This is a genomic window from Parapedobacter luteus (assembly GCF_900168055.1).
GTDB classification, from domain to species: domain Bacteria; phylum Bacteroidota; class Bacteroidia; order Sphingobacteriales; family Sphingobacteriaceae; genus Parapedobacter; species Parapedobacter luteus.
Genome location: NZ_FUYS01000001.1, coordinates 45005 through 69337 on the forward strand (window position 1 = coordinate 45005; position 24333 = coordinate 69337).

The 24333-nt window shown below is 48.5% G+C and carries 23 protein-coding genes; 15 read left to right on the forward strand and 8 right to left on the reverse strand.

Annotation, left to right across the window (positions count from 1 at the left end; all coding sequences use genetic code 11):
- The first annotated feature begins 1 nt into the window (after nt 1).
- From map to B5X72_RS00325, 15 genes are all read left to right on the forward strand, one after another.
- Complete coding sequence (gene map / locus B5X72_RS00255; protein ID WP_079714804.1) at nt 2-787, forward strand: type I methionyl aminopeptidase; 786 nt, start codon at nt 2-4, stop codon at nt 785-787.
- Between the two features lie 72 nt (nt 788-859).
- The gene (infA, locus tag B5X72_RS00260; protein WP_013665023.1) at nt 860-1078 is read left to right on the forward strand and encodes a translation initiation factor IF-1; all 219 of its coding nucleotides are present in this window, start codon (nt 860-862) and stop codon (nt 1076-1078) included.
- Between the two features lie 39 nt (nt 1079-1117).
- Nucleotides 1118-1234 carry a type B 50S ribosomal protein L36 gene (ykgO, locus tag B5X72_RS00265; protein ID WP_013665024.1) on the forward strand — a complete coding sequence of 39 codons (117 nt, stop codon included), beginning with the start codon at nt 1118-1120 and terminating at the stop codon, nt 1232-1234.
- A gap of 105 nt (nt 1235-1339) precedes the next feature.
- Nucleotides 1340-1717 carry a 30S ribosomal protein S13 gene (rpsM, locus tag B5X72_RS00270; RefSeq protein WP_079714805.1) on the forward strand — a complete coding sequence of 126 codons (378 nt, stop codon included), beginning with the start codon at nt 1340-1342 and terminating at the stop codon, nt 1715-1717.
- A gap of 16 nt (nt 1718-1733) precedes the next feature.
- Nucleotides 1734-2123: a 30S ribosomal protein S11 gene (gene rpsK, locus B5X72_RS00275; protein WP_079714806.1), complete on the forward strand. Its 390-nt coding sequence runs from the start codon at nt 1734-1736 to the stop codon at nt 2121-2123.
- 61 nt (nt 2124-2184) lie between these two features.
- Nucleotides 2185-2793: a 30S ribosomal protein S4 gene (gene rpsD / locus B5X72_RS00280; protein WP_079714807.1), complete on the forward strand. Its 609-nt coding sequence runs from the start codon at nt 2185-2187 to the stop codon at nt 2791-2793.
- A gap of 86 nt (nt 2794-2879) precedes the next feature.
- Complete coding sequence (locus B5X72_RS00285; protein WP_079714808.1) at nt 2880-3872, forward strand: DNA-directed RNA polymerase subunit alpha; 993 nt, start codon at nt 2880-2882, stop codon at nt 3870-3872.
- A 148-nt stretch (nt 3873-4020) separates the two neighbouring features.
- The gene (gene rplQ / locus B5X72_RS00290; protein ID WP_079714809.1) at nt 4021-4638 is read left to right on the forward strand and encodes a 50S ribosomal protein L17; all 618 of its coding nucleotides are present in this window, start codon (nt 4021-4023) and stop codon (nt 4636-4638) included.
- Between the two features lie 104 nt (nt 4639-4742).
- Nucleotides 4743-5879, forward strand: coding sequence for an aspartate aminotransferase family protein (locus B5X72_RS00295; protein ID WP_079714810.1), 1137 nt, complete (start codon nt 4743-4745; stop codon nt 5877-5879).
- 63 nt (nt 5880-5942) lie between these two features.
- On the forward strand, nt 5943-6917 hold the full coding sequence (locus B5X72_RS00300) for a Rossmann-fold NAD(P)-binding domain-containing protein (RefSeq protein ID WP_079714811.1): 975 nt from the start codon (nt 5943-5945) through the stop codon (nt 6915-6917).
- 8 nt (nt 6918-6925) lie between these two features.
- Nucleotides 6926-7717 carry an acetylglutamate kinase gene (gene argB, locus B5X72_RS00305; RefSeq protein WP_079714812.1) on the forward strand — a complete coding sequence of 264 codons (792 nt, stop codon included), beginning with the start codon at nt 6926-6928 and terminating at the stop codon, nt 7715-7717.
- Nucleotides 7718-7758: 41 nt separating this feature from the next.
- Entirely contained in the window at nt 7759-8562 is an 804-nt protein-coding gene (proC, locus tag B5X72_RS00310) for a pyrroline-5-carboxylate reductase (protein ID WP_079715369.1), read from the forward strand.
- Complete coding sequence (locus B5X72_RS00315) at nt 8555-9619, forward strand: M20 family metallo-hydrolase (protein WP_079714813.1); 1065 nt, start codon at nt 8555-8557, stop codon at nt 9617-9619. The genes proC and B5X72_RS00315 overlap by 8 nt, the downstream gene beginning before the upstream one ends.
- Before the next feature lie 77 nt (nt 9620-9696).
- Nucleotides 9697-10131 carry a PepSY-like domain-containing protein gene (locus B5X72_RS00320; protein WP_079714814.1) on the forward strand — a complete coding sequence of 145 codons (435 nt, stop codon included), beginning with the start codon at nt 9697-9699 and terminating at the stop codon, nt 10129-10131.
- Nucleotides 10132-10184: 53 nt separating this feature from the next.
- A complete protein-coding gene (locus B5X72_RS00325) occupies nt 10185-10505 on the forward strand; it encodes a heavy metal-binding domain-containing protein (protein ID WP_079714815.1) in 321 nt (106 codons plus the stop codon).
- On the opposite strand, the gene B5X72_RS00330 is transcribed toward B5X72_RS00325, so the two are convergent.
- The 8 genes from B5X72_RS00330 to B5X72_RS00365 all read right to left on the reverse strand — a co-directional run bounded on the left by B5X72_RS00330 (nt 10495) and on the right by B5X72_RS00365 (nt 24258).
- A complete protein-coding gene (locus B5X72_RS00330) occupies nt 10495-11352 on the reverse strand; it encodes an alpha/beta hydrolase (RefSeq protein WP_079714816.1) in 858 nt (285 codons plus the stop codon). The two genes, B5X72_RS00325 and B5X72_RS00330, sit on opposite strands and share 11 nt — an antisense overlap.
- A gap of 211 nt (nt 11353-11563) precedes the next feature.
- Nucleotides 11564-12655, reverse strand: coding sequence for an NADH:flavin oxidoreductase/NADH oxidase (locus B5X72_RS00335; RefSeq protein ID WP_079714817.1), 1092 nt, complete (start codon nt 12653-12655; stop codon nt 11564-11566).
- Nucleotides 12656-12729: 74 nt separating this feature from the next.
- Nucleotides 12730-14502: a cellulase family glycosylhydrolase gene (locus B5X72_RS00340; protein WP_079714818.1), complete on the reverse strand. Its 1773-nt coding sequence runs from the start codon at nt 14500-14502 to the stop codon at nt 12730-12732.
- A gap of 17 nt (nt 14503-14519) precedes the next feature.
- Complete coding sequence (locus B5X72_RS00345; protein WP_079714819.1) at nt 14520-15362, reverse strand: glycoside hydrolase family 16 protein; 843 nt, start codon at nt 15360-15362, stop codon at nt 14520-14522.
- A gap of 123 nt (nt 15363-15485) precedes the next feature.
- Nucleotides 15486-16424 (reverse strand): hypothetical protein, encoded by a 939-nt coding sequence (locus B5X72_RS00350; protein ID WP_079714820.1) that lies wholly within the window; start codon nt 16422-16424, stop codon nt 15486-15488.
- Between the two features lie 27 nt (nt 16425-16451).
- Complete coding sequence (locus B5X72_RS00355) at nt 16452-17972, reverse strand: RagB/SusD family nutrient uptake outer membrane protein (protein WP_079714821.1); 1521 nt, start codon at nt 17970-17972, stop codon at nt 16452-16454.
- A gap of 12 nt (nt 17973-17984) precedes the next feature.
- The gene (locus tag B5X72_RS00360; protein ID WP_079714822.1) at nt 17985-21098 is read right to left on the reverse strand and encodes a SusC/RagA family TonB-linked outer membrane protein; all 3114 of its coding nucleotides are present in this window, start codon (nt 21096-21098) and stop codon (nt 17985-17987) included.
- Between the two features lie 253 nt (nt 21099-21351).
- Nucleotides 21352-24258 carry a triple tyrosine motif-containing protein gene (locus B5X72_RS00365; protein ID WP_079714823.1) on the reverse strand — a complete coding sequence of 969 codons (2907 nt, stop codon included), beginning with the start codon at nt 24256-24258 and terminating at the stop codon, nt 21352-21354.
- Nucleotides 24259-24333 lie beyond the last annotated feature (75 nt).

The following is a 24333-nucleotide window of genomic DNA, read 5'->3' on the forward strand; positions in this document are numbered from 1 at the left end:
CATGTCTAAAGTATATTATAAGTCGGCCGAAGATGTTGAGCAACTGCGAAAGTCAGCTACTGTGCTTTCGCAGTTGCTTGGTGAAATCGCCAGGGAAATTAGGCCAGGGATTACGACATTGGCTTTGGATAAATTGGCTTATGATTATATCCATGATCATGGCGGGCGCCCGGCTTTTCTAAACTATAATGGATTTCCCAACTCATTATGTATCTCGGTCAATGACCAGGTTGTCCATGGCATCCCGAGCGATTACGAACTTCGGGAAGGCGATATCGTTTCGGTAGATGGTGGTGTCGAATTAAACAACTTTATCAGTGATTCAGCATACACGTTCGCGGTAGGCGAAGTGGCGCCGGAGGTAGATCGGCTTCTTCGTGTGACATTGGAGTCGCTAAATCTAGCCATCAAACAAGCTGTAGCCGGCAAGCGGGTCGGAGACGTGGCTTATACCGTGCAGGAGCATGTTAGTCAATACGGCTATGGTATTGTTCGCGAGCTTGTTGGCCATGGGGTCGGATACAAGCTTCATGAAAAGCCAGAGATTCCCAACTATGGCAAACGCGGCACAGGGACAAAACTTGAAGAGGGGCTTGTGATCTGTATTGAGCCCATGATCAATATGGGTAAGGCTGGGGTAAAGTTTTGGGATGATGGATGGACGGTGAGTACAGCCGATGGCAAGCCGTCGGCACATTATGAGCATATGGTGGCTATACGTAAGGGGGTACCCGATGTCCTAACCACTTTTGCTTATATTGAAGAAGTTTTGAATAAAAAGGGTTGACATTCAGTTTTTTTTGCTTATCTTTGCATCCCTGTTTGTGCAGGGGTATAATTGGATAATAATCAAGACTATATGGCTAAACAAGCCTCAATCGAGCAAGACGGAGTCATTAAAGAAGCGCTATCAAACGCCATGTTTCGCGTGGAGTTGGAAAATGGGCACGAAATTATTGCCCATATCTCGGGAAAAATGCGGATGCATTACATTAAGATATTGCCGGGGGATCGCGTGAAGTTGGAAATGTCTCCCTACGATTTGACCAAAGGAAGAATTACGTATCGATATAAATAAAAAGCGGAAGGGACGCCGCTTAATCAGTAACATAAGATCATGAAAGTCAGAGCATCCATTAAAAAGCGTAGTGCGGATTGCAAGATTATCCGTCGCAAAGGAAAGGTATTTGTAATTAATAAAAAGAACCCCAAGTTTAAACAACGTCAGGGATAGGAAATCTTAGGTTTTAGATTTTGGATTTACGATTGCCAACAAAGATAGGTAGTAGGTCACCAATCTAAAATCTAAAATCTAAAATCGTAAATCACTAAATAAAATATGGCACGGATCGCAGGTATAGATTTACCTAAAAACAAAAGAGGAGAAATAGGCCTCACATACATTTACGGGATTGGCCGTTCGACGGCGCAGCGTATTTTGACAAAGGCAGGCATCGATTTCGATGTCAAGGTGCAGGATTGGGATGACGATCAGTTGACGGCTATCCGCACCGTTATCAACGATGAGATCAAGGTGGAAGGTGCTCTTCGCTCGGAAGTGCAGCTGAACATTAAACGCCTGATGGATATCGGTTGTTACCGTGGCCTTCGTCACCGTAAGCACCTGCCGGTTCGTGGCCAACGTACAAAGAACAACTCACGTACCCGCAAAGGGAAGCGTAAGACTGTCGCAAATAAGAAAAAAGCTACTAAATAATAATTGAGAAGAGACAATGGCTAAGACTAAAAAGGTAAGCAAGAAGCGTATTGTTGTCATTGAGCCGGTTGGTCAGGCGCATATCAACGCTACTTTTAATAATATTATCGTTACGCTTACTAACAACCAAGGGCAGACCATATCGTGGTCGAGCGCAGGCAAAATGGGCTTTAAGGGTTCTAAGAAAAACACCCCTTATGCAGCTTCTCAGGCAGCTTCTGATTGCGGCAAGGTAGCGCACGATTTAGGGTTGCGTAAGGTAGAAGTTTTTGTGAAAGGGCCGGGTGCAGGACGCGAGTCGGCCATTCGGACGTTGCAAAACTCGGGTATTGAGGTGACGTCTATCAAAGACATCACGCCGCTGCCCCACAACGGATGCCGCCCCCCGAAACGTAGACGAGTATAATTTTTTTAAAGCTAAGATTCTTCAGCTACAGGCTGAATGATACTTTAAAACCAACAACTATATGGCGAGATATACAGGACCAAAGTCCAAAATTGCCCGGAAATTTAGAGAACCTATTTTCGGGCCTGACAAAGCATTAGAACGTAAAAACTACCCTCCCGGCCAGCACGGGGTTTCAAAGCGGAGAGGAAAGCAATCCGAATATGCGGTGCAATTGCTTGAGAAGCAAAAAGCGAAATATACCTACGGTATATTGGAGCGTCAGTTTGCCAACTTATTCGCCAAGGCATCTTCTAAACATGGCATCACCGGTGAAGTATTCTTAAAGCTTCTTGAAGCTCGTTTGGATAATACGGTGTACCGGTTGGGTATAGCCGCAACGCGTTCGGCTGCTCGCCAACTGGTGAGCCACAAGCATATTACGGTAAACGGCGAGGTGGTCAATATTCCGTCATACAGCCTTCGCCCAGGAGATGTCATTGCGGTACGTGAGCGCTCGAAATCCCTTGAAGCGATAGCAAACGCTGTCGCCGGCCGTAAGCTAAATAAATTTAGCTGGTTGGAGTGGGACGCTAATGAGTTGACCGGCAAATTCCTAAATTATCCGGAACGCGCTGAGATTCCTGAGAATATCAAGGAAAACTTAATTGTCGAGTTGTACTCCAAATAAGTAACACGTGAGGATAGCATAGCCTTTTTGGGTTATGCTATCCTGCGGTTTAGCAATTTTTGTAAACAAACATTAAGAATAAGTAAATGGCAATCTTAGCATTTCAAAGACCTGATAAAGTTATCATGCAGAAATCAACGGATTTCGATGGCACGTTTGAATTTCGTCCATTAGAGCCGGGTTTCGGTGTGACCATCGGTAATGCTTTACGCCGTATTCTATTGTCCTCACTTGAAGGATATGCAATTACGTCGGTTCGTTTCTCAGGTGTATCGCACGAGTTTTCTACCATAAAGGGTGTCGTGGAAGACGTTACCGAGATCATTTTGAACCTTAAGCAGGTCCGTTTCAAGAAAACTGGGGAGATGGGTGACTCTGAAAAAATCTTTATGGTTGTTAATGGGCAAGATCAATTAACAGCCGGAGATATCACGAATTTTTCCAACAACTTTACCGTATTGAATCCGGATTTGGTAATCTGCAATATGGAAAGCTCTGTAACCCTCGAATTAGAACTCAATGTAGCAAAAGGGCGGGGATATGTCAATGCTGAAGAAAATAAAGTAGTTGACGGTCCAGTTGGCCTTATTGCTGTGGATTCTATTTTCACGCCGATAAAGAATGTAAAATATACCATCGAAAACTACCGGGTCGAGCAAAAGACAGACTACGAGAAATTGTTGTTGGATATATCGACAGACGGTTCCATTCATCCGGAAGATGCATTAAAGGAGGCTGCCAAAATTCTCATTCAGCACTTTATGTTGTTCTCAGATGAAAATATGCTGCTTGAGTCGCAGGCTAAGGAGGAAACGAAGGTGGTAGACGAAGAGATCCTGCACATGCGCAAGATTCTGAAAACAGAGCTGGTGGATCTCGACTTGTCTGTGCGTGCACTCAACTGCTTAAAAGCGGCCGACATCCGCACACTTGCCGAGTTGGTAACATACGATGTTGCGGATATGCTTAAGTTTAGGAACTTCGGTAAAAAATCGTTGAGCGAGATTCAGGAATTAGTAAAATCTAAAGGCTTGTCATTTGGAATGAATTTGTCGAAATACAAGCTTGACGAAGAATAAATAAATAGTTAGCGACCTGTTGCATAATTCCCCTTGAAGGGAGCAAAGACCCAAGGAACAAAGTTCAAAGAAAAACAGCATAGTCTTTAGCCCTTGTTCCATAATCTCTGTTCCGAAAAAAGGACGGTATGCACAAATTTAAAGAAAAATGAGACACGGAAAAAAAATCAACCACTTAGGCCGCACAGCAAGCCATCGTAAAGCGATGTTAGCCAACATGGCCACTTCGCTGATTAGGCACAAGCGTATCACTACGACATTGGCTAAGGCTAAAGCCTTGCGCCAATATGTAGAACCTTTAATCACCAAATCCAAGAACGACACGACGCATTCACGGCGTACAGTGTTCAGCTACTTGCAAGACAAGGAAGCTGTGACTATACTTTTCCGTGAGATATCTGAAAAGGTAGCTAATCGCCCAGGGGGCTATACACGGATCATCAAGATGGAAAACCGTTTGGGAGACAACTCCGAAATGGCATTCATTGAACTGGTCGACTACAATGAGGTATATAAGAAGGATGGTGCTGTTACTGAGCGGAAGTCTACCCGACGACGCGGCGGTAAGAAAAAGGCCGGAGCAGGAGCCAGCGAAGCAGCCGCTGCCGGGTCGGTGGCGGAAAGCACTGCTGAAGAGGTGGTAGCTGAGCCAGTTGACGCTGAATCCCCTGCAACGCCGGAAGAGCCGGTTGCTGAAGCAACCGATGCGCAAGAAAACACCGCTGAAACGGAAGAAACTCCAAAGGACGAGAAGAAAGAGGACTAAGCGATTAATCAGGTGTAAAGAGTTGAACCCGTTTTTTGTTTACGAAAAACGGGTTTTTTATTGCAACCAACTACATTGAATACTATTTTTACTTTTGATAAGGCATGAACCTATTTGACGTATATCCAATTAACCCCATTGCGGTCACCAAAGCGAAAGGTAGCATCGTCTGGGATGCCGACGGAAATGAATACCTTGATTTGTATGGCGGCCATGCCGTAATCTCCATCGGCCACACCCATCCCCACTACATCCGGCGAATCACCGAGCAGTTGAATCAAATTGGATTTTATTCGAATTCTATAGAGATACCGCTGCAGCGGCAGCTGGCCGATTTGCTGGGTAGCGTTTCGGGCAAATCTGATTTTCAGTTGTTCCTATGCAATTCGGGCGCCGAGGCCAATGAAAATGCGCTGAAGTTGGCTTCGTTTCACAATGGCCGAAAAAAGGTCATCGCTTTCAAAGGCGCATTTCATGGACGTACCTCGCTGGCTGTGGCAGCGACAGACAATCCGAAGATTATTGCGCCCGTAAATGAGACGAGCAATGTTGTTTTTCTGCCGTTTAATGATGAAGAAGCATTAGAAAGCGCGTTCGCGGCCTTTGGCGAGGAAATAGCTTCGGTTATCATTGAGGGGATCCAAGGGGTTGGTGGAATCCAGGTGGCTTCTCCGCAGTTTTTAAAGAAGATCCGTGCGCTGACCGAGGAATATGGCGCAGTATTCATAGCGGATTCCGTCCAATGCGGATATGGGCGCACGGGTAATTTCTACGCTCATGATCATGCCGAGGTTGAAGCAGACATTTATAGCATGGCCAAAGGGATGGGCAATGGTTTTCCCATTGGGGCTATTGCCATATCACCGAAGATTAAACCGTGGTTTGGCATGTTGGGTACCACCTTCGGCGGCAATCACCTTGCTTGCGCTGCAGCACTGGCCGTCTTGGAGGTGATGCAACAGGAGGACTTGATGCGGAACGCTGCTGACGTGGGCGCATATTTAATCAACGAGCTGCGTGCCTTTGATCGCATACAGGAAGTGCGGGGCATGGGACTGATGATTGGTATTGACCTGCCAGCCGAGCTGAATATGGTCAAGCGGGATTTATTGGTTAAAAACCGTATCTTCACCGGCGAAGCCAAGCCAAATGTGATTCGACTGCTTCCGGCTTTGAGTATGAGTAAACTACATGCAGACCGCTTTTTGGAAGCGTTTGACGAGCGGCTTAAAAATTTTTAGCGTTAGATTAGCGATTTTTGATATACTCGCCTGCCATAAGGCCGGCAATTTCAATATAGTGTGATGAAGCAGTTTTTTTCGGTGGCTGATGTAGCCAACCTCCCGGACATTGTAGATGAAGCGTTGCGCTTAAAAAACAATCCTTTTGTATATGGTCAATTGGGGACGCATAAGACATTGGGATTGGTTTTCCTAAACCCGAGCCTGCGTACACGCCTAAGTACACAGAAAGCAGCCGCCAATTTGGGGATGAATGTCATGGTTATGAATATGGATAAAGACGGGTGGGCGCTTGAAACGAGAGATGGCATAGCTATGAATGGTACGACCGTAGAGCATATCCGCGAGGCGGCTGCTGTAATGGGACAGTATTGTGACGTTCTCGGCATACGTTCATTCCCGAAGCTACAGGATCGGGAAGCCGATTATAGTGAAGATTTATTCCAGAAGTTTATCGCTTATAGCGGTGTGCCGGTGGTCAGCTTGGAGAGCGCCACCCGTCACCCTTTGCAAAGCCTCACCGACCTTATCACCATCCGAGAAAATTGGCACCAATCCCGGAAGCCAAAGGTTGTGATGGCGTGGGCGCCGCATGTCAAAGCTTTGCCGCAGGCGGTACCTAATTCGTTCGCCGAGTGGATGTGCAGGGCGCAGGGCGAAGGCATGGCGGAATTCACGATTGCCCATCCGCCGGGCTATACATTGTCCGAGCAATTTACCCATGGTGCCACAATCACCCATGTACTGGATGACGCACTAGCTGATGCAGACTTCGTCTATGTGAAGAACTGGTCCTCCTATGAAGATTATGGGAAAATCCATCCGGTCAGCGGTCAATGGATGCTGAACCATTCCCGGTTGGCGCTTACCAACCAGGCCAAGATTATGCATTGTTTACCCGTGCGCCGGGACGTAGAGCTGGCCAGCGAAGTATTAGATAGCCCGCATTCCATAGTCATTCAGCAAGCCGGTAACCGCGTATGGGCCGCCCAGGCGGTATTGAAACGTATGCTCGAACAATTATCGGTGGATAAATAAGTAATACGATGCTCGCGAAATTATGGGTAATTAAAATCGGGGGGAATATAATCGACCATCCCGAAGGGTTAAGTCGCTTTCTTGAACGCTTTTCTTACTTGAAGGGAAACAAGATTTTGGTGCATGGAGGAGGAAAGATTGCAACTCGGATTGCGGCCGATCTTGGTGTTGAGGCCAAGCTGGTAGACGGCCGCCGCATTACGGATGAAGCCATGTTGCGCATCGTGACGATGGTATATGCTGGGTTGACAAATAAACAGCTGGTGGCTAAGCTGCAATCGCATAAGTGCAATGCCATAGGGCTTAGCGGGGCCGATGGCAACGCTATCAGAGCAGTGAAGCGGCCGGTGAAGGAGATAGATTATGGGTTGGTTGGGGATATTCTACCCAATTCGGTCGATGCAGAAGCGATAGCCACACTGTTGGATCATGGTTTTGTTCCGGTTTTTTCGGCGATTACACATGATGGGCACGGGCAACTGCTCAACACGAATGCTGATACCATCGCTGCGGCCTTGGCTGTGGCCCTGTCTGACCGATATACAACCTCATTGGTGTATTGCTTTGAAAAACCGGGAGTGCTTCGTGATATCAACGATGAGGCGTCTGTCATACCTCAAATACGGGCTGGGGAGTTTGAACAATTAAGATCATCAGGAATCATTGCCGATGGCATGGTGCCGAAATTACATAACGCATTTGAGGCGATCGCTAAAGGGGTAGCCGAGGTGTGCATCGGCCATGCCGATGACGTGCTCTTACTGCGTGAGCAACAGTTTGGTACGCGAATGATCAGGTAATGGTATCCCCGCAATGGACAATTGATAACTTTTTAACGAAAATGAGCAAAATAACCATTATTGGAAGCGGTAACATCGGCCTATCATTGGCCCGTGGATTAGTAAATAAGGCATACTGTAAAGCAGACGACATAACCTTGACGCGACGGAGCCTCAAATCACTAAGCGAGGAGGCCGCAAATGGGTTTAAAGTCAGTGATAACAATAAAGTGGCCATTTATGACGCCGAGGTCATCGTCTTGGCAGTGCTGCCACAACAGCTCAAAAAAGTATTGGAAGAGATTGCCCCAGCAGTATCGCCGGAAAAGCAAATTGTGGTGTCGGTGGTATCCGGTGTTACCTGTGCCGACGTGCGCGATAAGCTGGGCAACAACATGCAAGTGATCCGTGCTATGCCCAATACCGCCATCGCTATTGGGCAATCGATGACCTGTATTGCTTCCGATAATGCCTCGGATGAACAACTCAACCGGGTGAAACAGCTGTTTGAAACGGTGGGGGCTGTTGTGACCATTAACGAAGATCTCATGACGTCCGCGACTGCGTTATGCGCCTGTGGTATCGCTTTTTTCCTTCGCAGTATTCGTGCAGCCTCACAGGGGGGGGTTGAAATCGGATTCCACGCACACGATGCGCTGAAAATGGCTGTCCAGACTGCCAAAGGCGCTGCCGATTTATTGTTGCAGACGCAAAGCCATCCCGAAAGTGAAATCGACAAGGTAACCTCACCTAAGGGCTGTACCATTGCCGGGTTAAATGAGATGGAACACAATGGGTTCAGTTCTGCATTCATTAAAGGCATAAAACTGTCCGCACTCAAGGCCGGAGGACTGTATAATGATTGAAAAGCTCATACACGATAGCACCAATCTTCTTCGTGACCTCATCCGTATCCCTTCGTTTAGTAAGGAAGAAAACCAAACGGGGGATACCATAGCGCGGTTTTTGCAGCAGCGGGGGGTACGCACTTATCGGAAGATGAACAATATATGGGCGTATAATAAGTTTTTTGATCCGGCAAAACCGACTATCTTGCTCAATTCCCACCACGACACAGTAAAGCCGAATACAGGTTACACACGTAACCCGTTTTCGCCTGATATCGAGGATGGCAAGTTATACGGATTGGGAAGTAACGATGCAGGTGGCTGCCTCGTTTCGTTGATAGCTACCTTTCTCCATTTTTATCCGCAGGAGGGACTCCACTATAACTTTTGCCTTGCTGCTACAGCAGAGGAAGAAATATCGGGTACGAACGGGCTGGAACTGGTCATTCCCGATTTGGGCCCATTGGATTTTGCGATTGTAGGAGAGCCTACGCTTATGCAACTGGCTGTAGCCGAACGGGGACTGATGGTGCTGGATTGCACCGCGTACGGCACTGCCGGGCATGCAGCCCGCGAAGAAGGGGATAACGCAATCTATAAAGCACTTAAGGACATCGAATGGTTTATCAGTTACCGCTTCCCTAAGGAGTCTGAGGAATTCGGTCCGATTAAAATGAGTGTTACCGTGATTCATGCAGGGTCGCAGCATAACGTGGTACCAGCTACGTGCGAATTTGTGGTGGACATCCGTGTAACGGATGCATATCGCAATGAAGAAGTGCTCGATATCATCCGTCAGCATGTAAAATGTGAAGTAAAACCACGTTCTGTACGGCTCAAACCGTCATCGATACCCAAGGAACATCCGGTCGTGCAGGCTGGCCTGGCGTTTGGACGCAAAACGTACGGATCGCCGACCACCAGTGATCAGGCACTGCTGGATATTCCATCGCTTAAGCTCGGACCTGGCGACTCCGCGCGCTCACATATGGCCGATGAGTTTATCTACCTGGATGAAATAGGAGAAGGCGTTCGGTTATACACCGCCATACTTGATAAAGTGGTAAACGGATAGTCCGGCGAGATTTTTTCACGTTTGTATAAGGGTAGGCCGCCCTTAAGTTGTCTGGTCTGAAATCAAACAAAACAAACATGGAAAAAGTAATTAAGCTGACGATGCTCATAGGCATCACACTGGTGTCATTTACCGCTTGCGACAAGGAACGTGTTATCGAGACAGACGAACTTCCATCCAACGCCCGGACTTACATAGCCCTGCATTTTCCAGATTATGAAATTATCCAGGTAGTAAAGGAGCGCGACGATTTAAAAACGACATATCAAGTCTTTCTCGATGAAGGGTTTGAGCTTGACTTCGACAAAAAAGGCGCTATAACAAGTGTGGAAGGAACAAATAAACTGCACGACAGTGTTATTCCCGACAGAATACTTGCCTACGTGAACGTCACATATCCGGATGATTTTGTTGTGGGCTGGGAGCTGGATGGGGCCGGGCAGGAAATAAAGCTTTCTAATCGCATGGAGTTGAAATTCGACAAAGATGATAACTTTCTACGGATTGACTGACGAGGCATGTAACTTTTCCCTTTGCATGGCATCCAATTGAAAACGGAAAAGTTATGCTGGTTACGACAACACCTCAGGTAGAAGGAAAACGGATAGTAAAGTATATCGGTTTGGTGAGTGGTGAAACCATTATTGGCGCCAATTTCTTCAGGGATATTTTTGCCGGGATACGTGATATCGTCGGCGGACGGTCGGGTTCATATGAAAAGGTACTACGCGAGGCAAAGGAAACGGCAATTTATGAAATGCAACAGTATGCCGCTTCACTGGGAGCCAACGCAGTGGTCGGCGTTGATTTGGATTACGAAACCGTGGGTAGCGGTGGAAGTATGTTGATGGTTACAGCGAGTGGTACGGCTGTGATTATTGAGTGACGGCCGGACTGTAAAAACGTTGCAATCCCTTCATAAAACTAAGCTGACCGGTATCCATGTGGTCTAGGAAATTATAAATAAATGCGTTCAGATATAAGTTCGGGACGCTTTGGTGATTAAACAGCACTGTTAATTTCTGTAAGGGGCTTAACGTCCACTCTTCGTTTTCTAGTCCGCCGGCCGTTATGATGACATTCAGTTTTTCCCTCGGATGAGCTGAGGCCAGTTCTTCAGGTAATTGATAAAGGTAAAAATCATTGTACCACAGCGAGGGGCTTGCTGAAACGATGTTTGAGAAGATCTGGTGCCCCATTTGCGTTTGCTGCAGCAATGCAAAAAGTGCAAAATAGCCGCCAAATGAATGTCCCAAAAGTGTCCGTTGGGTAGTGTCCACTCGTAAATCTGCCTCCAGGTAAGGCAAAAGCTCATCCGTGATAAAACGGTAAAAATCCAATCCACCTCCTGGAGCATCAAGTTCGTCGGTTTCCAGTGATTGGGGGTAAAGCAAGTCCCGCATTCGTAGTGCGTCCATCTTCTGGAAGTCGCCATAGCCGATACCGACTAAGATTATAGGAGGTAGCAGGCCTGTCATCTCATACTGGCGCATTAATGGCGCCAATGTCGGGAAGTAAAAGTCACCGTCGATCAATAATGCAATGGGATAATGTTTGTCCGGCTCGGTTGTGTATTCCTTTGGCGTCTGAATGCTTATTGTGAAGGTATCGCCGACGACCTTCGAATGAAGTTCAACGGACTGGGCGATACAATAATGCTGAGGTTGGCTCAATTGAGCGACGCTGAATAGCGGCAGGCATGAGAAAAGGGCAAGTGCAACGATATTTTCCATGGCTTACTGATTAAGTGAGCGTAAAAATAGATGCCTAATTTTCAGTAGCCTAATGATTTAACTTTTTTAACAACTTTTACATATTTTAACAAAGGCATGCGTACGCCGGACTATTAAAGCATGACTGCCGGTTTTTCCGGTGAGCCCGATGAGTTCGGCGTGTAGGCGGCAAACAGCCGCGAGGCCCGGTGATGGCGTGAGTCCGATGAGGTCAACGACCCAAAGGCGGCTTAGCCCGTAAATACTGAAGCGGCCACGTTACATCTTCACCTACTTGGGTAGCTGCCTGAATCGCAAAGTAGGGATTCCGCAGCAGCTCCCGTCCGATCAGTACCACGTCTGCCTCGCCTTCCGTAAGAATGGCTTCCGCTTGCGGTGCGGTGGTAATCAATCCGACAGCCGCGGTGAGCATGTCGCTTTCCTTACGGATACGTTCTGAAAAAGGCACTTGATAACCGGGAGTTGCGGGGATTACCGCCCGCGGTACCATTCCCCCGGATGATACGTCTATTACCTCCACCCCGTGGCCTTTCAATACGGTAGCCAGTTGAATACTTTGGGGCAAGTCCCATCCATCCGCCACCCAATCCGTAGCTGATAAGCGTACCCACAACGATACGTCTTTTGGGATAGCCGAAGCGACAGCGTCGACCACTTCAATCAGTAAGCGGATGCGGTTTTCAAAAGGTCCTCCGTAGCCATCGGTACGTTGATTGGATAATGGCGAAAGAAATTGATGAAGTAAGTAGCCGTGGGCTGCATGTATTTCAATAAGTTGGTAGCCGGCGCGAACCGCGCGTCGCGCCGCTTCAACAAAGTCCCTGATCACCTTTGTGATGGCGCGGTTGTCCATGGCCTGCGGTGCATCATCGTCTTTAGCAAAAGGTATAGCAGAAGGCGCAAGTGGGCGCCAAGCGTGTTTACCTGCTTTGATTTGCTTGCCTCCCAGCCAAGGCTTTTCCGCGCTTGCCTTTCGCCCGGCGTGCGCTAATTGGATGCCTGGGATAGCGCCTTGCTGCTTGAGGAAAGCGGTGATACGGTGAAGCGCGGTGATATGCCCGTCTTCCCAAATACCGAGGTCGCCATAGGTAATGCGTCCTTCGGGGCTTACGGCCGTCGCCTCCTGAATGACGGCCGACACGCCGCCGACAGCCCTACTGCCCAAGTGGACGAGGTGCCAGTCATTGGCAAATCCGTCTTCTGCGCTGTACTGGCACATGGGTGATACCACGAGGCGGTTTTTTAAGGTCAGCCCACTGTTGGGCAACGAAAGCGGTGAAAATAATATCGTGTTTGATGACATGTCCGAGTTGCTATTTCGCTTCCAAAATTAGCGATGTCAGCATTGCGATATGTCATTGGCTTGTCGTCTTATGGTTAGTCAAATGTCATGGATTTAAAGTTAAAGCCTCCTGTTTCGGCAACAATGCGTATGCGGTGTTGTCCCGGGGAGAATTCCGGCAGTTGTATCGGGATGGTAGCCCATGTCTGCCCACCACCCGTGGCAGGCACTTCAATAGGTTCGGACAGAATATTACCATTGATCATCACGATGATGCGGCCACCGTCAGTTTCGCTGGCTACGTTAAGCAATAGCTGCGCTATTCCTTCTTCCGCTATATTCAATGTGTATTGCAGCCATTCGCCGTTTTCGATATGGAAGACATAGTAGCCGGACGTATCGGCCTGAATGTCCACCCCGTCATTCCGGTAACTTCGGCCGCGGTTGCCCTGTGTGTTCATGCCGGGGGTATAGTGGTAGCTGGCGGTGTCGGTATCGTAGTAGGCTACGCGTTGCCGGCCCAAATCGAAGTCGGCAGCATTCAGTACGGTGCCCTTGCGAATTGCATGGTTTTTGAAGGCCAGCGCATCATGTGAATAGACCTGCCGGAACATGGCGTCTACCACATCACGATGGAAAATGTTGTTTTCCAGCTTGAGATTTTCCAACCACTGGTTCAATATGCGCAGGGCCTCTTCGTGTGAAGGTTTTTTGCCCTTGCCAGACCAGTAATCCAGCAACGCTGTATAACCTTCGGGGGGAGTGATTTCCAAGGGCTGATTGATGCCCATTTTTTTATTTTGCCACCAAGCCCAGCCGATGCCATTTTGTTCGCATAGCGCAATCGCTTCGGTAAACCAGGTGTTTGAATTTTCACCCGATTCGCCCAGCCATAGCGGGATATCATGCTCATCGCGCAGGTCGAGGAAGCGCTGGATGGATGCTTCGGTATTCGGGTTGCCATATTTATGGAAACTAAGCACCAGATTGTCGTCCCACTTGGGAAAGATGCCGTTGTAGTTGTTGGCGAAGCCATTGCCCTCCAAGAAGATGATGTGGTTGGTGTCTACTTCGCGTATGGCCCGGGTGACGTCTACCAGAAATTGCCGCAGCGGCACATTGGTCTGCTCGGCAGTACCCCTGAAATCAGCAGCATCCTCAAAACCCCAATTGGTTTCATTAAGCACATCATACCCGCCTATCCATTCTTCGTCGGCATAACGCTCAGCCAGCTTACGCCAGAGGGCGATGGTTTTCCGGCGGTTGGCCTCGTTCTCCCAAAAGGAGGGCTTATCGGGGTTGCGGTCCGAGATATTCAAGTCATTGCCTTGCCCTCCGGGGGCGGCATGGAGGTCGAGAATGAGGTACATCCCGTTGGCCTTGCACCAAGTGAGCAGGCTATCCGTGAGGGCAAACCCCTTTTCCAACCAGGTGTTTTCGCCAGTGACAGGCTCATCTTCCACGGGCAATGTATACAAGTTGTAATGCATAGGGAGCCGGATGGAGTTGAATCCCCACGCAGCCATTGAATCGATATCGATGCGTCGCGTATGGTTGACCAACCATTCGTTGTAAAACCGATCAGTCTCTTCCTTGCCTACGACATCTTCAATGCTTTCACGTATGCGATACTGCTGTCCGAGAAAGCCAAGCCTAAACATGTAACCCTCCTGAAGCATCCATCCGCCGAGGCCCATACCACGTAGTATAATGGTATCACCTTGTCCATTTACAATGTGGTGGCCCTGGGCGCGCAGAAAATTTTTCTTTGGCCCTTGGCAACATACGAACAGGACACAGCAGAATAAGATGGCCAGCGTAGCGGATATATTAGGCTTAGCGTCAGGTTTGACAACGTGTGTGTTCATTTTGCAATACGGTTAAGCTAGTTTTCGACCAAATTATATACACGCACATAATCGACTTCCATGCGTGCTGGAAACGCACCATCGTCGACTCCCTGTTGGCCGCCCCAATTTCCGCCCACAGCGATGTTGATGAGCCAGTGGAATTTCTTGTCAAACGGCCATACTTGGAAACCGCCACCTTCATTGGGAAAGTTAAAGATGGGCATATCGTCTACGTATCCACGGATATAAGCCGGTGTCCAATCCACCCGATAGCGATGGAAATCCGTGGTTGCATGTTCTATCTTTCGAGTGGCGGTCTTCTGTGTGCCGATCGCATGGTTGTATGCTTCGGTATGCACACTTATGTGAACCACATCTTGATCATGCCCCACATGTTCGAGGATGTCGATTTCTCCCGATGCCGGCCACCCGCCATAAGCCCAGTCGGTGGGTAGCATCCATACGGCCGGCCATGTGCCGATACCAGCAGGAACCTTGGCCCTCACTTCAAACCGACCATATAAAAAGTCAGCCTTGCCGCGGCTTACCAGCCGTGCTGAGGTAAAATTCAACCCTTCATAGTCTTCTTTAATGGCCGTGATCGTGAGTACGCCATTTCCAACTTGGGCGTTTTCCAAACGCTTTTCGGTGTAATATTGCAGTTCGTTATTTCCCCAGCCATTGTTTTCAGATCCCACATCATAGCTCCATTTACTTTCGTCAGGAAGGCCTTCGTAATCAAATTCGTCGGACCAGGAAGGGGTGCTTTCGAAGGTGTATTCCGTATGTTGCGGCGGTTCCGGCATCGGGATATTCGGTTTTGGAGACTCACTGGCGCAGGCCAAAAACAGGATAGGGATTAAAAAAAGACGTATCATGCGAAAATTATTTATGAAGTGTTACAGCGTTCTATTGCCCCGCTCATTAAGGGCCTAACAATGCAATCCGGCGGAATGAACCATGCCGGATTGCCAAACTAACGATAAAATTATAAAAAAACATCAGTAGGAACGTAAAGTGAAGGTCCACCAACCAGGACCGCCGATATTTACGCCGATTTTGAGGATGTCGTAGCCCTCGCCGTTTACATTCTGTTCCATCGCAAGGATATCGTAGGTCACCGAGTTTCCAACGGGGCCACCTGGTGTCTCTCCGCCATTATGCGCTTTCTTGACGCCGATGTGTGCGCCTCGCCCGTTCAACCGCAGTTGGCCAAGTCCGTTGATGCCCGCGCCCTCTATGACAGAAAAGGAAAATGTCCCCGAACCCCAAGCTGCTTGATCACCCGTCAGGTTACTGGCCGGCTCGCAAGCAGTTGATCCAGTACCGAGATAGCCATCAGCAAATAAATCGCCCTTGTTGTCATAGACAAATGTGCCTTGCGCATCAAATCTAAACGTAAATTCGTCGTTAAACTCACAAGCACGTGCTTGGACATCTCCGGCACCACTTGACCACCAATTGCCATTATCAGGCCCTTCACCTACTTTGAATGCGCCCGCCTCAGGGTTGAGCCGCCAAACCTTTTCTGTACATCCGGCAATGAAACCCAACGGTCTATCCGGGCTGCAGGCGGTGGGGTCGTTTTGGGCGATAGTTACCTGTTTAGTGATGGTAGATGTGCCGCCTTTGCCAGCAACTAACAACGTGACGTCATATGTGCCCTCAAAAGTAAGGCGTATAGTAGCCGTATCCCCCCGGAAAGTCTGTCCCGTGTTTTCGACAGTCCAATACGCAATCGTGGGTGTCGAAGTGGTGTTGATAAGTTGCACAGTATTGCTGCCTTCGGCAACCACGGCCTGGAAATCGGCGCTGGGCAGCTGGCCGAGCGAGAGGTCCTCAGTTTCGTCTGAACATCCGGCAAACAGCAATAGTACCGTAACCACATGTAGCGTTTTTGAGATAACGCGCTTGATGTATTTTTGATGCTTATATATCATGGCTTTTCGATTGGGTTATTTGATTGATTATTTCGTCCCACCCCACTCTACGCTCTGTTCGATTTGCGTATTTTCGAGTTCAAGCAGGGGTATAGGCAGGATTTCATGTCGTCCTGCGACAAAACCGCGTGACGCCAATGCGGTAGCTGCATCGCCCCATCGCACAAGGTCAAACCAACGGTGCCCTTCGCCTACCAGCTCCAGGCGACGTTCGCGTTTAATGTTGTCAAACGTTGCTGCTATGGGCCCTAAGCCTACACGGTGGCGTACAGCGTTGAGCAAGGCAGCCGCCCGGGTCGCATTGCCGCCGCCACGGACCAATGCTTCCGCTTCAAGCAGATAGGTATCGGCGAGCCGTATCTCATACATATTCTGCGGGAAGTTGAGTTCGGGACTGCCCGCACCTGTCCAGCGGTCTTTTTCCCGCCCGGCGAATTTTTCAAGAAAATAGCCGGTGTTCATGTACCCTTTTTCATAAGTCGCTAAGCCGTTTGCTTCCAAGCTGTCCAAGTTGGCTACGGTGTGCGGGTTGCGCGGATCGTAGTGTATTTCATCAAACAATTGCGGTGTGATGGGGAGGAAACTCCAGCCAGACACGTAGTCAGGTGCCCCAGGGCGGGGATTATAATTGCGTGGGCCGACCATGATGTTCATCACATTACCCTCGGTACAAGACACACAGCCCCAGTCACCTACAGAGGTGTTGGTAAACGATATTTCAAAAATAGATTCGCTGTTGAATTTATTGGATACTTCAAACAGATCGCCGAAGTTGTCAAGCAGTCTATAGCCGTATTGGCTGGTGCTGCCCGGCTCGCCATTCACTTGTGCCAACTGCTCGGCGGCGGGGCCGAATTTTTCCTGTTGCAGGTAGACCTTGCCGAGCAATGCTCTGGCCGTGCCTTGCGTAGCGCGGCCCCCTTCGGTCGCTACAGGTATGGTCGGTGGAAGCGCCGGTATCGCATCAAGTAAATCTTGTTCGATAAGTGCATACACATCGACGGGGGGCGCCTGCGTGACGTTATACATTTGGTCGGTTGCTACCGGTTCCGTAAATAACGGGATATTCTTGAATAAGCGTACCAAATCAAAATAAAAGTATGCCCTCAGGAATTTGGTTTCCGCCGTAAAGCGTGCTTTTTCGTTTTCGTCCATAGGAATATCAGGCAATTTTTGAAGCAAGATATTGGCTCGGAAAATGCCTGAGAATCCTTTGCGCCACAACTCTTCCTGTGGCCCTTGTGCCGGGGTAAGTGAATAATCAGACCAAACCTGTAGGTTCGTCACGTCATTTGGCCCGCCACCGCCGGCATAATGATCATCTGAGGCAGCACTCACGGCGTTGATCTTGGTGACATAGCCACCGCCTTGCCAGCCGACCACGTCATAAACAGCCACCAAGCCATTAAAAGCTTCCTGCCTGTTTCGGTAGTAGTTGGCTTCAAGGTCGGTCCCCCGAGGTTTCACATCAAGGAAGGAATCGCTGCATGCAGTGCCCAGTAAGGCGACGGTGCAGCTGTAAAAGAAATATTTTATCGTCTTATTCATCGTATTCGTAGTTTAAAAGCCCACATTTAATCCAATCATGAATGACCGTGCTTGAGGATAAATCCCCCGGTCGATACTCATCACGCCGCCGCCTATTTCGGGGTCATAGCCCGTATACCTGGTCAGCGTAAAAAGGTTTTCGCTCATGATGTAAACCCGCGTTTTCTGCAGTCCAATTTTTCGGGATACCTGAGGTGGCAATGAATAGCCCAGCTGGAGCGTCTTCAACCTAAAATAAGCGCCATCTTCCAGGTAAAAGTCGGACGGGTTGGTGAAGTTGTCATTCGGGTCAGCATCGTTCAAACGCGGGAAGGTATTGCTGGAACCCGGTCCAGTCCATCTGCCCAACGCTTTGCGCTGGTAGTTTGCGGTAGACATATCCAAACGGCGCAGCCCCTGGAAAATTTTATTGCCTGCCACACCTTGTCCAAAGATAACAGCATCAAAACCACGCCATGCCATGCTGATCGTAAGACCATAAGTCCAATTCGGTGTTGGGTCGCCGATGAATGTGCGATCGTCTTCGGTAATTGAGCCATCGCCGTTGACGTCGGCCCATTTGAAATCGCCGGGGCTTGCGTTGGGTTGAATTAAACCGCCTTCGCTGTTGACATAGTTGTTGATTTCTTCTTGTGTCTGGAAGATACCGAGGGTTTGAAAGCCAAAGAAGGAATTAAACGCTTGGCCTAAAGCGGTACGCGTGATGGGATAACTGGATGACTGGAAGCTTTGACCGCCTGAAAGATAGCTTATGCCGGTTCCCAAGTTCGTTACTTCATTCTTGAGGTAAGACACATTGCCATCTACCGAAAAGCTCAATTGGCCAACTTGGTTACGGTATCCCAATTCCAGTTCTACGCCAGCATTGCGCATGTCTGCGATGTTTGCAGCCGGATTGGAAATTGCACCGACGTAGCCGGGAATGCGCGGGTTCTGTAAAATGCCTGAGGTGACTTTACGGTACCAATCGAAGGTTATGTTGAAGTTTTGCAGCACTATGGCATCGAAGCCAATGTTTGTTTGGCTGGTCTCTTCCCATCGCAGGTCGGGATTTGATGGTGCATTGGGGCTATAGCCCACAAAATAGCTTCCGGATGTACCTATGGTATAGTTTCTGCCGCTCCCGATGGTAGATAGAAAAGCAAAATCGCCGATGTTATCATTGCCGACCACGCCATAGCCGCCCCGTATTTTCAGGGAGTTGATGATGGTGTTGCCCGTAAGGAATTCTTCATTGGATACATTCCAGCCCAGGGAAAAAGACGGAAAAACCCCATAGCGATTATTGGCGCCAAATCGGGAAGAACCATCGCGGCGTACCAATGCTTCCGCGATGTATCGCTCTTTGTAGTTGTAATTTACCCGGGCAAAAAGAGAAGATACCGTATGACCTGATCCCTCCGAACCTGATGAATTCCGCTGATCGGTAGGGACGTTGTAGTTGAGCGAGGCATCATCAAAATTATCGGCGGGCACATTGAAGTATGTTACACTAAGTCCGCGCGCCTGGCTATCTTTATATGCGCCTTGTCCTATAAGAAAGGTAAAGTTGTGGTCATTGAAGCCATGTGTATACGATATCGTATTTTCGAGATTCCAGTCAAACCCGCGGTTCATTCCCCTATTGAAGGAGGTCTGTGAGCTGATGGTCGTGGGGTTGAGGTAAAAGATCGGTGTGAAGCTTTCCGAGCCCCAGTAGGACAATTTCGTGCCGAATGTGGAGCGGAATGTGAGTCCTTCGATAGGGGATATTTCCGTGTACACGTTGCCTACGATATTGTCCGACCAGCCGTTGTTGCCCAAACGGGTCTGTATATAGGCTAAGGGATTGGTCATCTCTTGGGCGACGATATCCGAAATTCCGTAGGGATTGCCAAAGGCATCGCGCACTACAGGATTATTCGCATACTTGGAAGCTGACGCCTCTGTTGGGTCGGTAATTACCGCCTTCGTGATGGGATCCAAATTGATGGCGGAACTCAACGGTCCGCCAAATTCGCTGTTTGTGTTACCCAATCCGATTGACTTATCGTGGGCGTACCCGAGATTTTGTCCAATTTTCAGCCAACTTGTAATTTTATGTTCAGAATTGAGACGGATGTTTGTCCGTCGGTATTTGGAAATATCGGTGGCAACGATGCCGTCCTGGCCCAGGTATCCAAACGAGGCATAGAATGTAGAACGTTCATTACCTCCACTTATGCTGAATTCATGATTGTGCCGCTGGGCATTATCATTGAAGATTTGCTTCTGCCAATCAGTTCCAACGCCGTAGGCGGCAGGGTCGGGAAAAGGCATACTGTTTCCCGCAGCTAACGAGGCCTCGTTACGTAGCGTCGCGTATTCCGTGGCATTTAGCAGGCTCAGCTTTTTTGCTGGAGCGGAAACCCCATAAAAACCATTGTAATTAATTCTGATGCCACCTGCCTGGCCCTTTTTGGTGGTGACCAGAATAACTCCCGCTGCCGCACGCGCACCGTATATGGCTTGTGACGATGCGTCCTTTAACACTTCAATGGATTCGATATCTGATTGATTGAGGTAGCCGATACCACCTGCATCCACGACCACGCCATCCACGACCCAAAGCGGATTATTGTTTCCAAATGTGGTGATACCCCGTACCCGGATGGTGGAGGCTGATCCAGGCTGTCCGGAGCTTGCGGCAATGGTAAGGCCGGAGGTCCGTCCCTGGAGCGATTGTTCGATTCGCGTAATGGGCATGGTTTCCAAGTCACTGGCTTTTACGCTGCTGATAGCACCTGTGACAACACTCTTTTTCTGTGTGCCATATCCGACAACGACGACCTCGTCTAAGGTGCTTGACTCGTCTTCCAGTGTCACATTGATGGTGCCGCTTTGCGTTACTTCAATGTGTCGTGTGACCATGCCCAATTGCCGGAAAACTAATGTCGATCCGGCTTCAAGAGAGATGACGTAGTTGCCATCGTCATCGGTGCTGGTTGCCATCGTTGAGCCCTGAACAGCTACCGTCACACCCGAAAGGGGCCTCCCGTCTGCCGCTGCTGTAACCTTGCCCGTCACTTGCAGGGTTTGTGCGGCAAGCACCAACGGCGACAAGCAAACACAGAGCACGATGAATGCATGTAAAACTCTTTTTTTCATAATGACTGAACTTATTAATATGGTTAAAAATTGGTTTTGCTTTTTTTTACACACTTGGCGCGAAAAAGCAAAGGCAAAGCTATCATGTAGATTTTAACAAGACCTATCCGCTCGTTCTACAATACCCCTACAAAAATCAAAGGGGTGGGCATTTCGGCAAAAAAATACACTACAATGCCACTACAATCCGTGTATAATATTCTGTTTTTCAGTTGATTGTTTTTTATTTGGCGCAGGGTCAGTAAAATGGCGCCTATCGCTTATCATCCCGGATCTGTAGTAGAAACTCATAAAGGTTTTGCTCGGGATCCAGTTTAATTTTTTTACGCAGCCGGTACCGGCTTACCTCTACGGCTTTGATGGTAATGTTCATCAGTTGGGCAATTTCTTTTGACGAGAGATTCATGCGAAGGAAAGCGCAAAGCTTTAGTTCGTTAGGTGTTAGATCGGGATACAGCTGCTTAAGGCGAGCAAAGAACCCTTGATTGACGTGGTTGAAATGAACACTGAATTGTTCCCAATCCTCCTCGGTGCGCTCAGCCGTGCGGATAAGCCGGATAAGCTGCCTGAAATTGATGGTGCTGTCCGGAAAGTCATGTTTCTTGACCACTGCCAATATCGTTTCCTTAATCTTCGAGAGCACTTCGCCGCGTTGGATAAGGTGCATCGTCATATTGGCCAATTCCTTGTTCTTAAATGCGATTTCTGCTTCCAGTTTTTCATTTTGAAGGCGCACGACTTCTTTTTCGCTCCTGTCAAGCTCTAATTGACTTAAGTATAACTCATGATCGTGTTTGCGTTGCAGCTTCTTTTTTTGCCATTTAAAAAGCAAGAAGATGGCCAGCCCGACCAAAACGCAATAGATCGTATGGCTTACCGGATTGCTGTACCATGGCGGGGCGATAACAAAGGAGTAGGTATCGGTATCCGATTCGTTTCCATTGCTATTCCTGGATTTTACCTTAAAAACATATTGCCCCGGAGGGAGGTTGGTATATTCTTTTTCGCTACGGTTGCTCCAGGTAGACCATGCCCTGTCAAAACCTTCCAGCAGATAGCTAAATTCGACGTTTTCTTGCTGGTCATACAGGGTTGTCGCGAATGAAAAGTGTAGCGAATTAGATCGGTAGTGGAGCGTGGGGGTAGGTGTGTGGGGAGCCCGGTGTCCACCGTATAACACCTGCGCTTGCTCGCCGCTGTTGATTAATTTGACGCGGTTTAAAAGGATGTCAGGTTTGCTGGTGTTTTCTTTGTAGCGTTGGTAATTGAGGTGTATGGCACCCCGATTGGCACCGATAAAGATGTTCTCTTCGTTCAAGATATAGATGTTTTCAAATCCGCCCAGGATCTGCCCGTTCAATTCAGGGAAGTATGTAATATCAAACGGGATGCTGTCGCTGGGATTGGAAAAATCAGCTACTCCTAGTTTTTTATGGCTGATAAACCACACATTGCCATCTCCATCCTCTTTCAGGTACTGGATTTCCATGCCTTTGAATCGTGGATAAAATAGTGGCGAAGGTGCAAAGCGATCGGTTTGGGTATCATACTCATAGATCCCGTCGCTGGTTGCAACGGTGATGTTGTTTTTTATAAGAAACAGGTAGTTATAGAGTGACGAAGGAAGCCCGTCATTGCTCGTGTATGTTTTCTGTAGCGTTATCCTGGAGCAGTCTTCCGATAGGTTGAACTTGAAGATACCTCGATAGGGGTGAGAGGCCCAAACCACGTGGGCATGCTCATCATAGTAGATGAAACGCAGTGACTCGTAGGGGCCATCCACACGGCCGGCATCAAGGAACGCCTCGCCGTTGAACATCATGTGGTGTAAGCCGAGGTAAGTTCCAGCAATGAGGTGCTTGGACGGAAACACTCTTGACAACGGCTGATAAAGCCAGGTTCCGGGGACGGTATAAATTTTCCGGATCGATTGATTGACAATTTCAAACGCGCCGTCTTCATGCCCCATAAGCAGCCGGCCATTGATTTCATTGAGGCTCCACACTTGGCCTTCGGTATGATTTACCTCTGAAAAATCGGCATCGGAGAGACTGATATCCCGTTGGTTGGCATCAATCGGCGTCACATACAATCCGTTCGACGTGCCGATGTAGAGGTGTTGGTTGAACAATCGGGTGGTATAACTACTGACTGGGTTTGTTCTATTGGGGTGGATGTATTTTACTGCGCTGTTGATGCCAATGAAATCAATGCCATCATCAAGTGCCAGCCATAAGTTCCGATTGCGGTCGATAAAGACATCCCGTACATTATTCATCTGCAAGCCTTCGCCGTATACGTATTGCTGTACCAGCCGATCATGCCTGTCGACGATCAGTACCCCAGCTGATGTGGTGCCAAATACAAACCAATCGTCGTTTACAGGTAGTCCGCAATAAATCCGGTCAGTCGAAAACAGTTCATCAAATGGCGTCTTCTTCACGATAAGCGTATCGCCTATTAAGTAAAAGAGGCCCCGTTTCAAGGTTGTGACCAATAGGGTGTCTCCGCTGTGCGGCATGATAGCGGTTATGACATTCCCGTTTAGATCCGGGTGGTTGGTCAACGGTTTCCAGAAACCGCCTTCAAAATGCATGATGCCCTGTCTCAGCGCTTGTGCATACAGTTTGCCTTGCACCTGTCCCAGGAATTGCCATTCGGTAGCCGGCTTATCTACGGCAATGCGGCCGTCTTTGTAATGCAAGATCTTTGTATTGGCCCGGAAAAAGACATCAGAACCCATGACGACGATATTCCATACATCAGCAAACCGGCGCTCCGGTTGGGGGATAAGATCGACCAAAGAGCAATATTGCAGCGTACCTGTACTGTCGGGTTGGAAATAGCCTATCTCATCTTGCCCGCCTACATAAATCCTATTGTTCGAATCTACAGCCACGGACCTGACCACGGTGGCATTGGGCAGTGGGTAAATGTTCCAGTAACGGCCGTTGAACGTCAGCAAACCTTCGTTATTGCCAAAGTACATGATGCCGTGGCTGTCTTGTGCGATATCCCAGTTTTGCAAACCACCTTTATACTGATTGTTATTGTAATTGATAATTTGCGGAATGGCTACCCGATGTTGCGCAATGCTGCATTGGACTACAACAAAGAAAAGGCCCACAAACACAGCTCGCTTTATATGCACATTGGTCATTAGGTAATGTCGGTTAGTATATTCTTCGGCAAAGGTAAAGATAATTGCATAAGTTCGGTATTTTCGATAAGTTTG

Coding starts and splice junctions, on each gene's coding strand:
- map (WP_079714804.1), top strand. CDS start 2: ATGTCTAAAGTATATTATAAGTCGGCCGAAGATGTTGAGCAACTGCGA.
- infA (WP_013665023.1), top strand. CDS start 860: ATGGCTAAACAAGCCTCAATCGAGCAAGACGGAGTCATTAAAGAAGCG.
- ykgO (WP_013665024.1), top strand. CDS start 1,118: ATGAAAGTCAGAGCATCCATTAAAAAGCGTAGTGCGGATTGCAAGATT.
- rpsM (WP_079714805.1), top strand. CDS start 1,340: ATGGCACGGATCGCAGGTATAGATTTACCTAAAAACAAAAGAGGAGAA.
- rpsK (WP_079714806.1), top strand. CDS start 1,734: ATGGCTAAGACTAAAAAGGTAAGCAAGAAGCGTATTGTTGTCATTGAG.
- rpsD (WP_079714807.1), top strand. CDS start 2,185: ATGGCGAGATATACAGGACCAAAGTCCAAAATTGCCCGGAAATTTAGA.
- B5X72_RS00285 (WP_079714808.1), top strand. CDS start 2,880: ATGGCAATCTTAGCATTTCAAAGACCTGATAAAGTTATCATGCAGAAA.
- rplQ (WP_079714809.1), top strand. CDS start 4,021: ATGAGACACGGAAAAAAAATCAACCACTTAGGCCGCACAGCAAGCCAT.
- B5X72_RS00295 (WP_079714810.1), top strand. CDS start 4,743: ATGAACCTATTTGACGTATATCCAATTAACCCCATTGCGGTCACCAAA.
- B5X72_RS00300 (WP_079714811.1), top strand. CDS start 5,943: ATGAAGCAGTTTTTTTCGGTGGCTGATGTAGCCAACCTCCCGGACATT.
- argB (WP_079714812.1), top strand. CDS start 6,926: ATGCTCGCGAAATTATGGGTAATTAAAATCGGGGGGAATATAATCGAC.
- proC (WP_079715369.1), top strand. CDS start 7,759: ATGAGCAAAATAACCATTATTGGAAGCGGTAACATCGGCCTATCATTG.
- B5X72_RS00315 (WP_079714813.1), top strand. CDS start 8,555: ATGATTGAAAAGCTCATACACGATAGCACCAATCTTCTTCGTGACCTC.
- B5X72_RS00320 (WP_079714814.1), top strand. CDS start 9,697: ATGGAAAAAGTAATTAAGCTGACGATGCTCATAGGCATCACACTGGTG.
- B5X72_RS00325 (WP_079714815.1), top strand. CDS start 10,185: ATGCTGGTTACGACAACACCTCAGGTAGAAGGAAAACGGATAGTAAAG.
- B5X72_RS00330 (WP_079714816.1), bottom strand. CDS start 11,352: ATGGAAAATATCGTTGCACTTGCCCTTTTCTCATGCCTGCCGCTATTC.
- B5X72_RS00335 (WP_079714817.1), bottom strand. CDS start 12,655: ATGTCATCAAACACGATATTATTTTCACCGCTTTCGTTGCCCAACAGT.
- B5X72_RS00340 (WP_079714818.1), bottom strand. CDS start 14,502: ATGAACACACACGTTGTCAAACCTGACGCTAAGCCTAATATATCCGCT.
- B5X72_RS00345 (WP_079714819.1), bottom strand. CDS start 15,362: ATGATACGTCTTTTTTTAATCCCTATCCTGTTTTTGGCCTGCGCCAGT.
- B5X72_RS00350 (WP_079714820.1), bottom strand. CDS start 16,424: ATGATATATAAGCATCAAAAATACATCAAGCGCGTTATCTCAAAAACG.
- B5X72_RS00355 (WP_079714821.1), bottom strand. CDS start 17,972: ATGAATAAGACGATAAAATATTTCTTTTACAGCTGCACCGTCGCCTTA.
- B5X72_RS00360 (WP_079714822.1), bottom strand. CDS start 21,098: ATGAAAAAAAGAGTTTTACATGCATTCATCGTGCTCTGTGTTTGCTTG.
- B5X72_RS00365 (WP_079714823.1), bottom strand. CDS start 24,258: ATGACCAATGTGCATATAAAGCGAGCTGTGTTTGTGGGCCTTTTCTTT.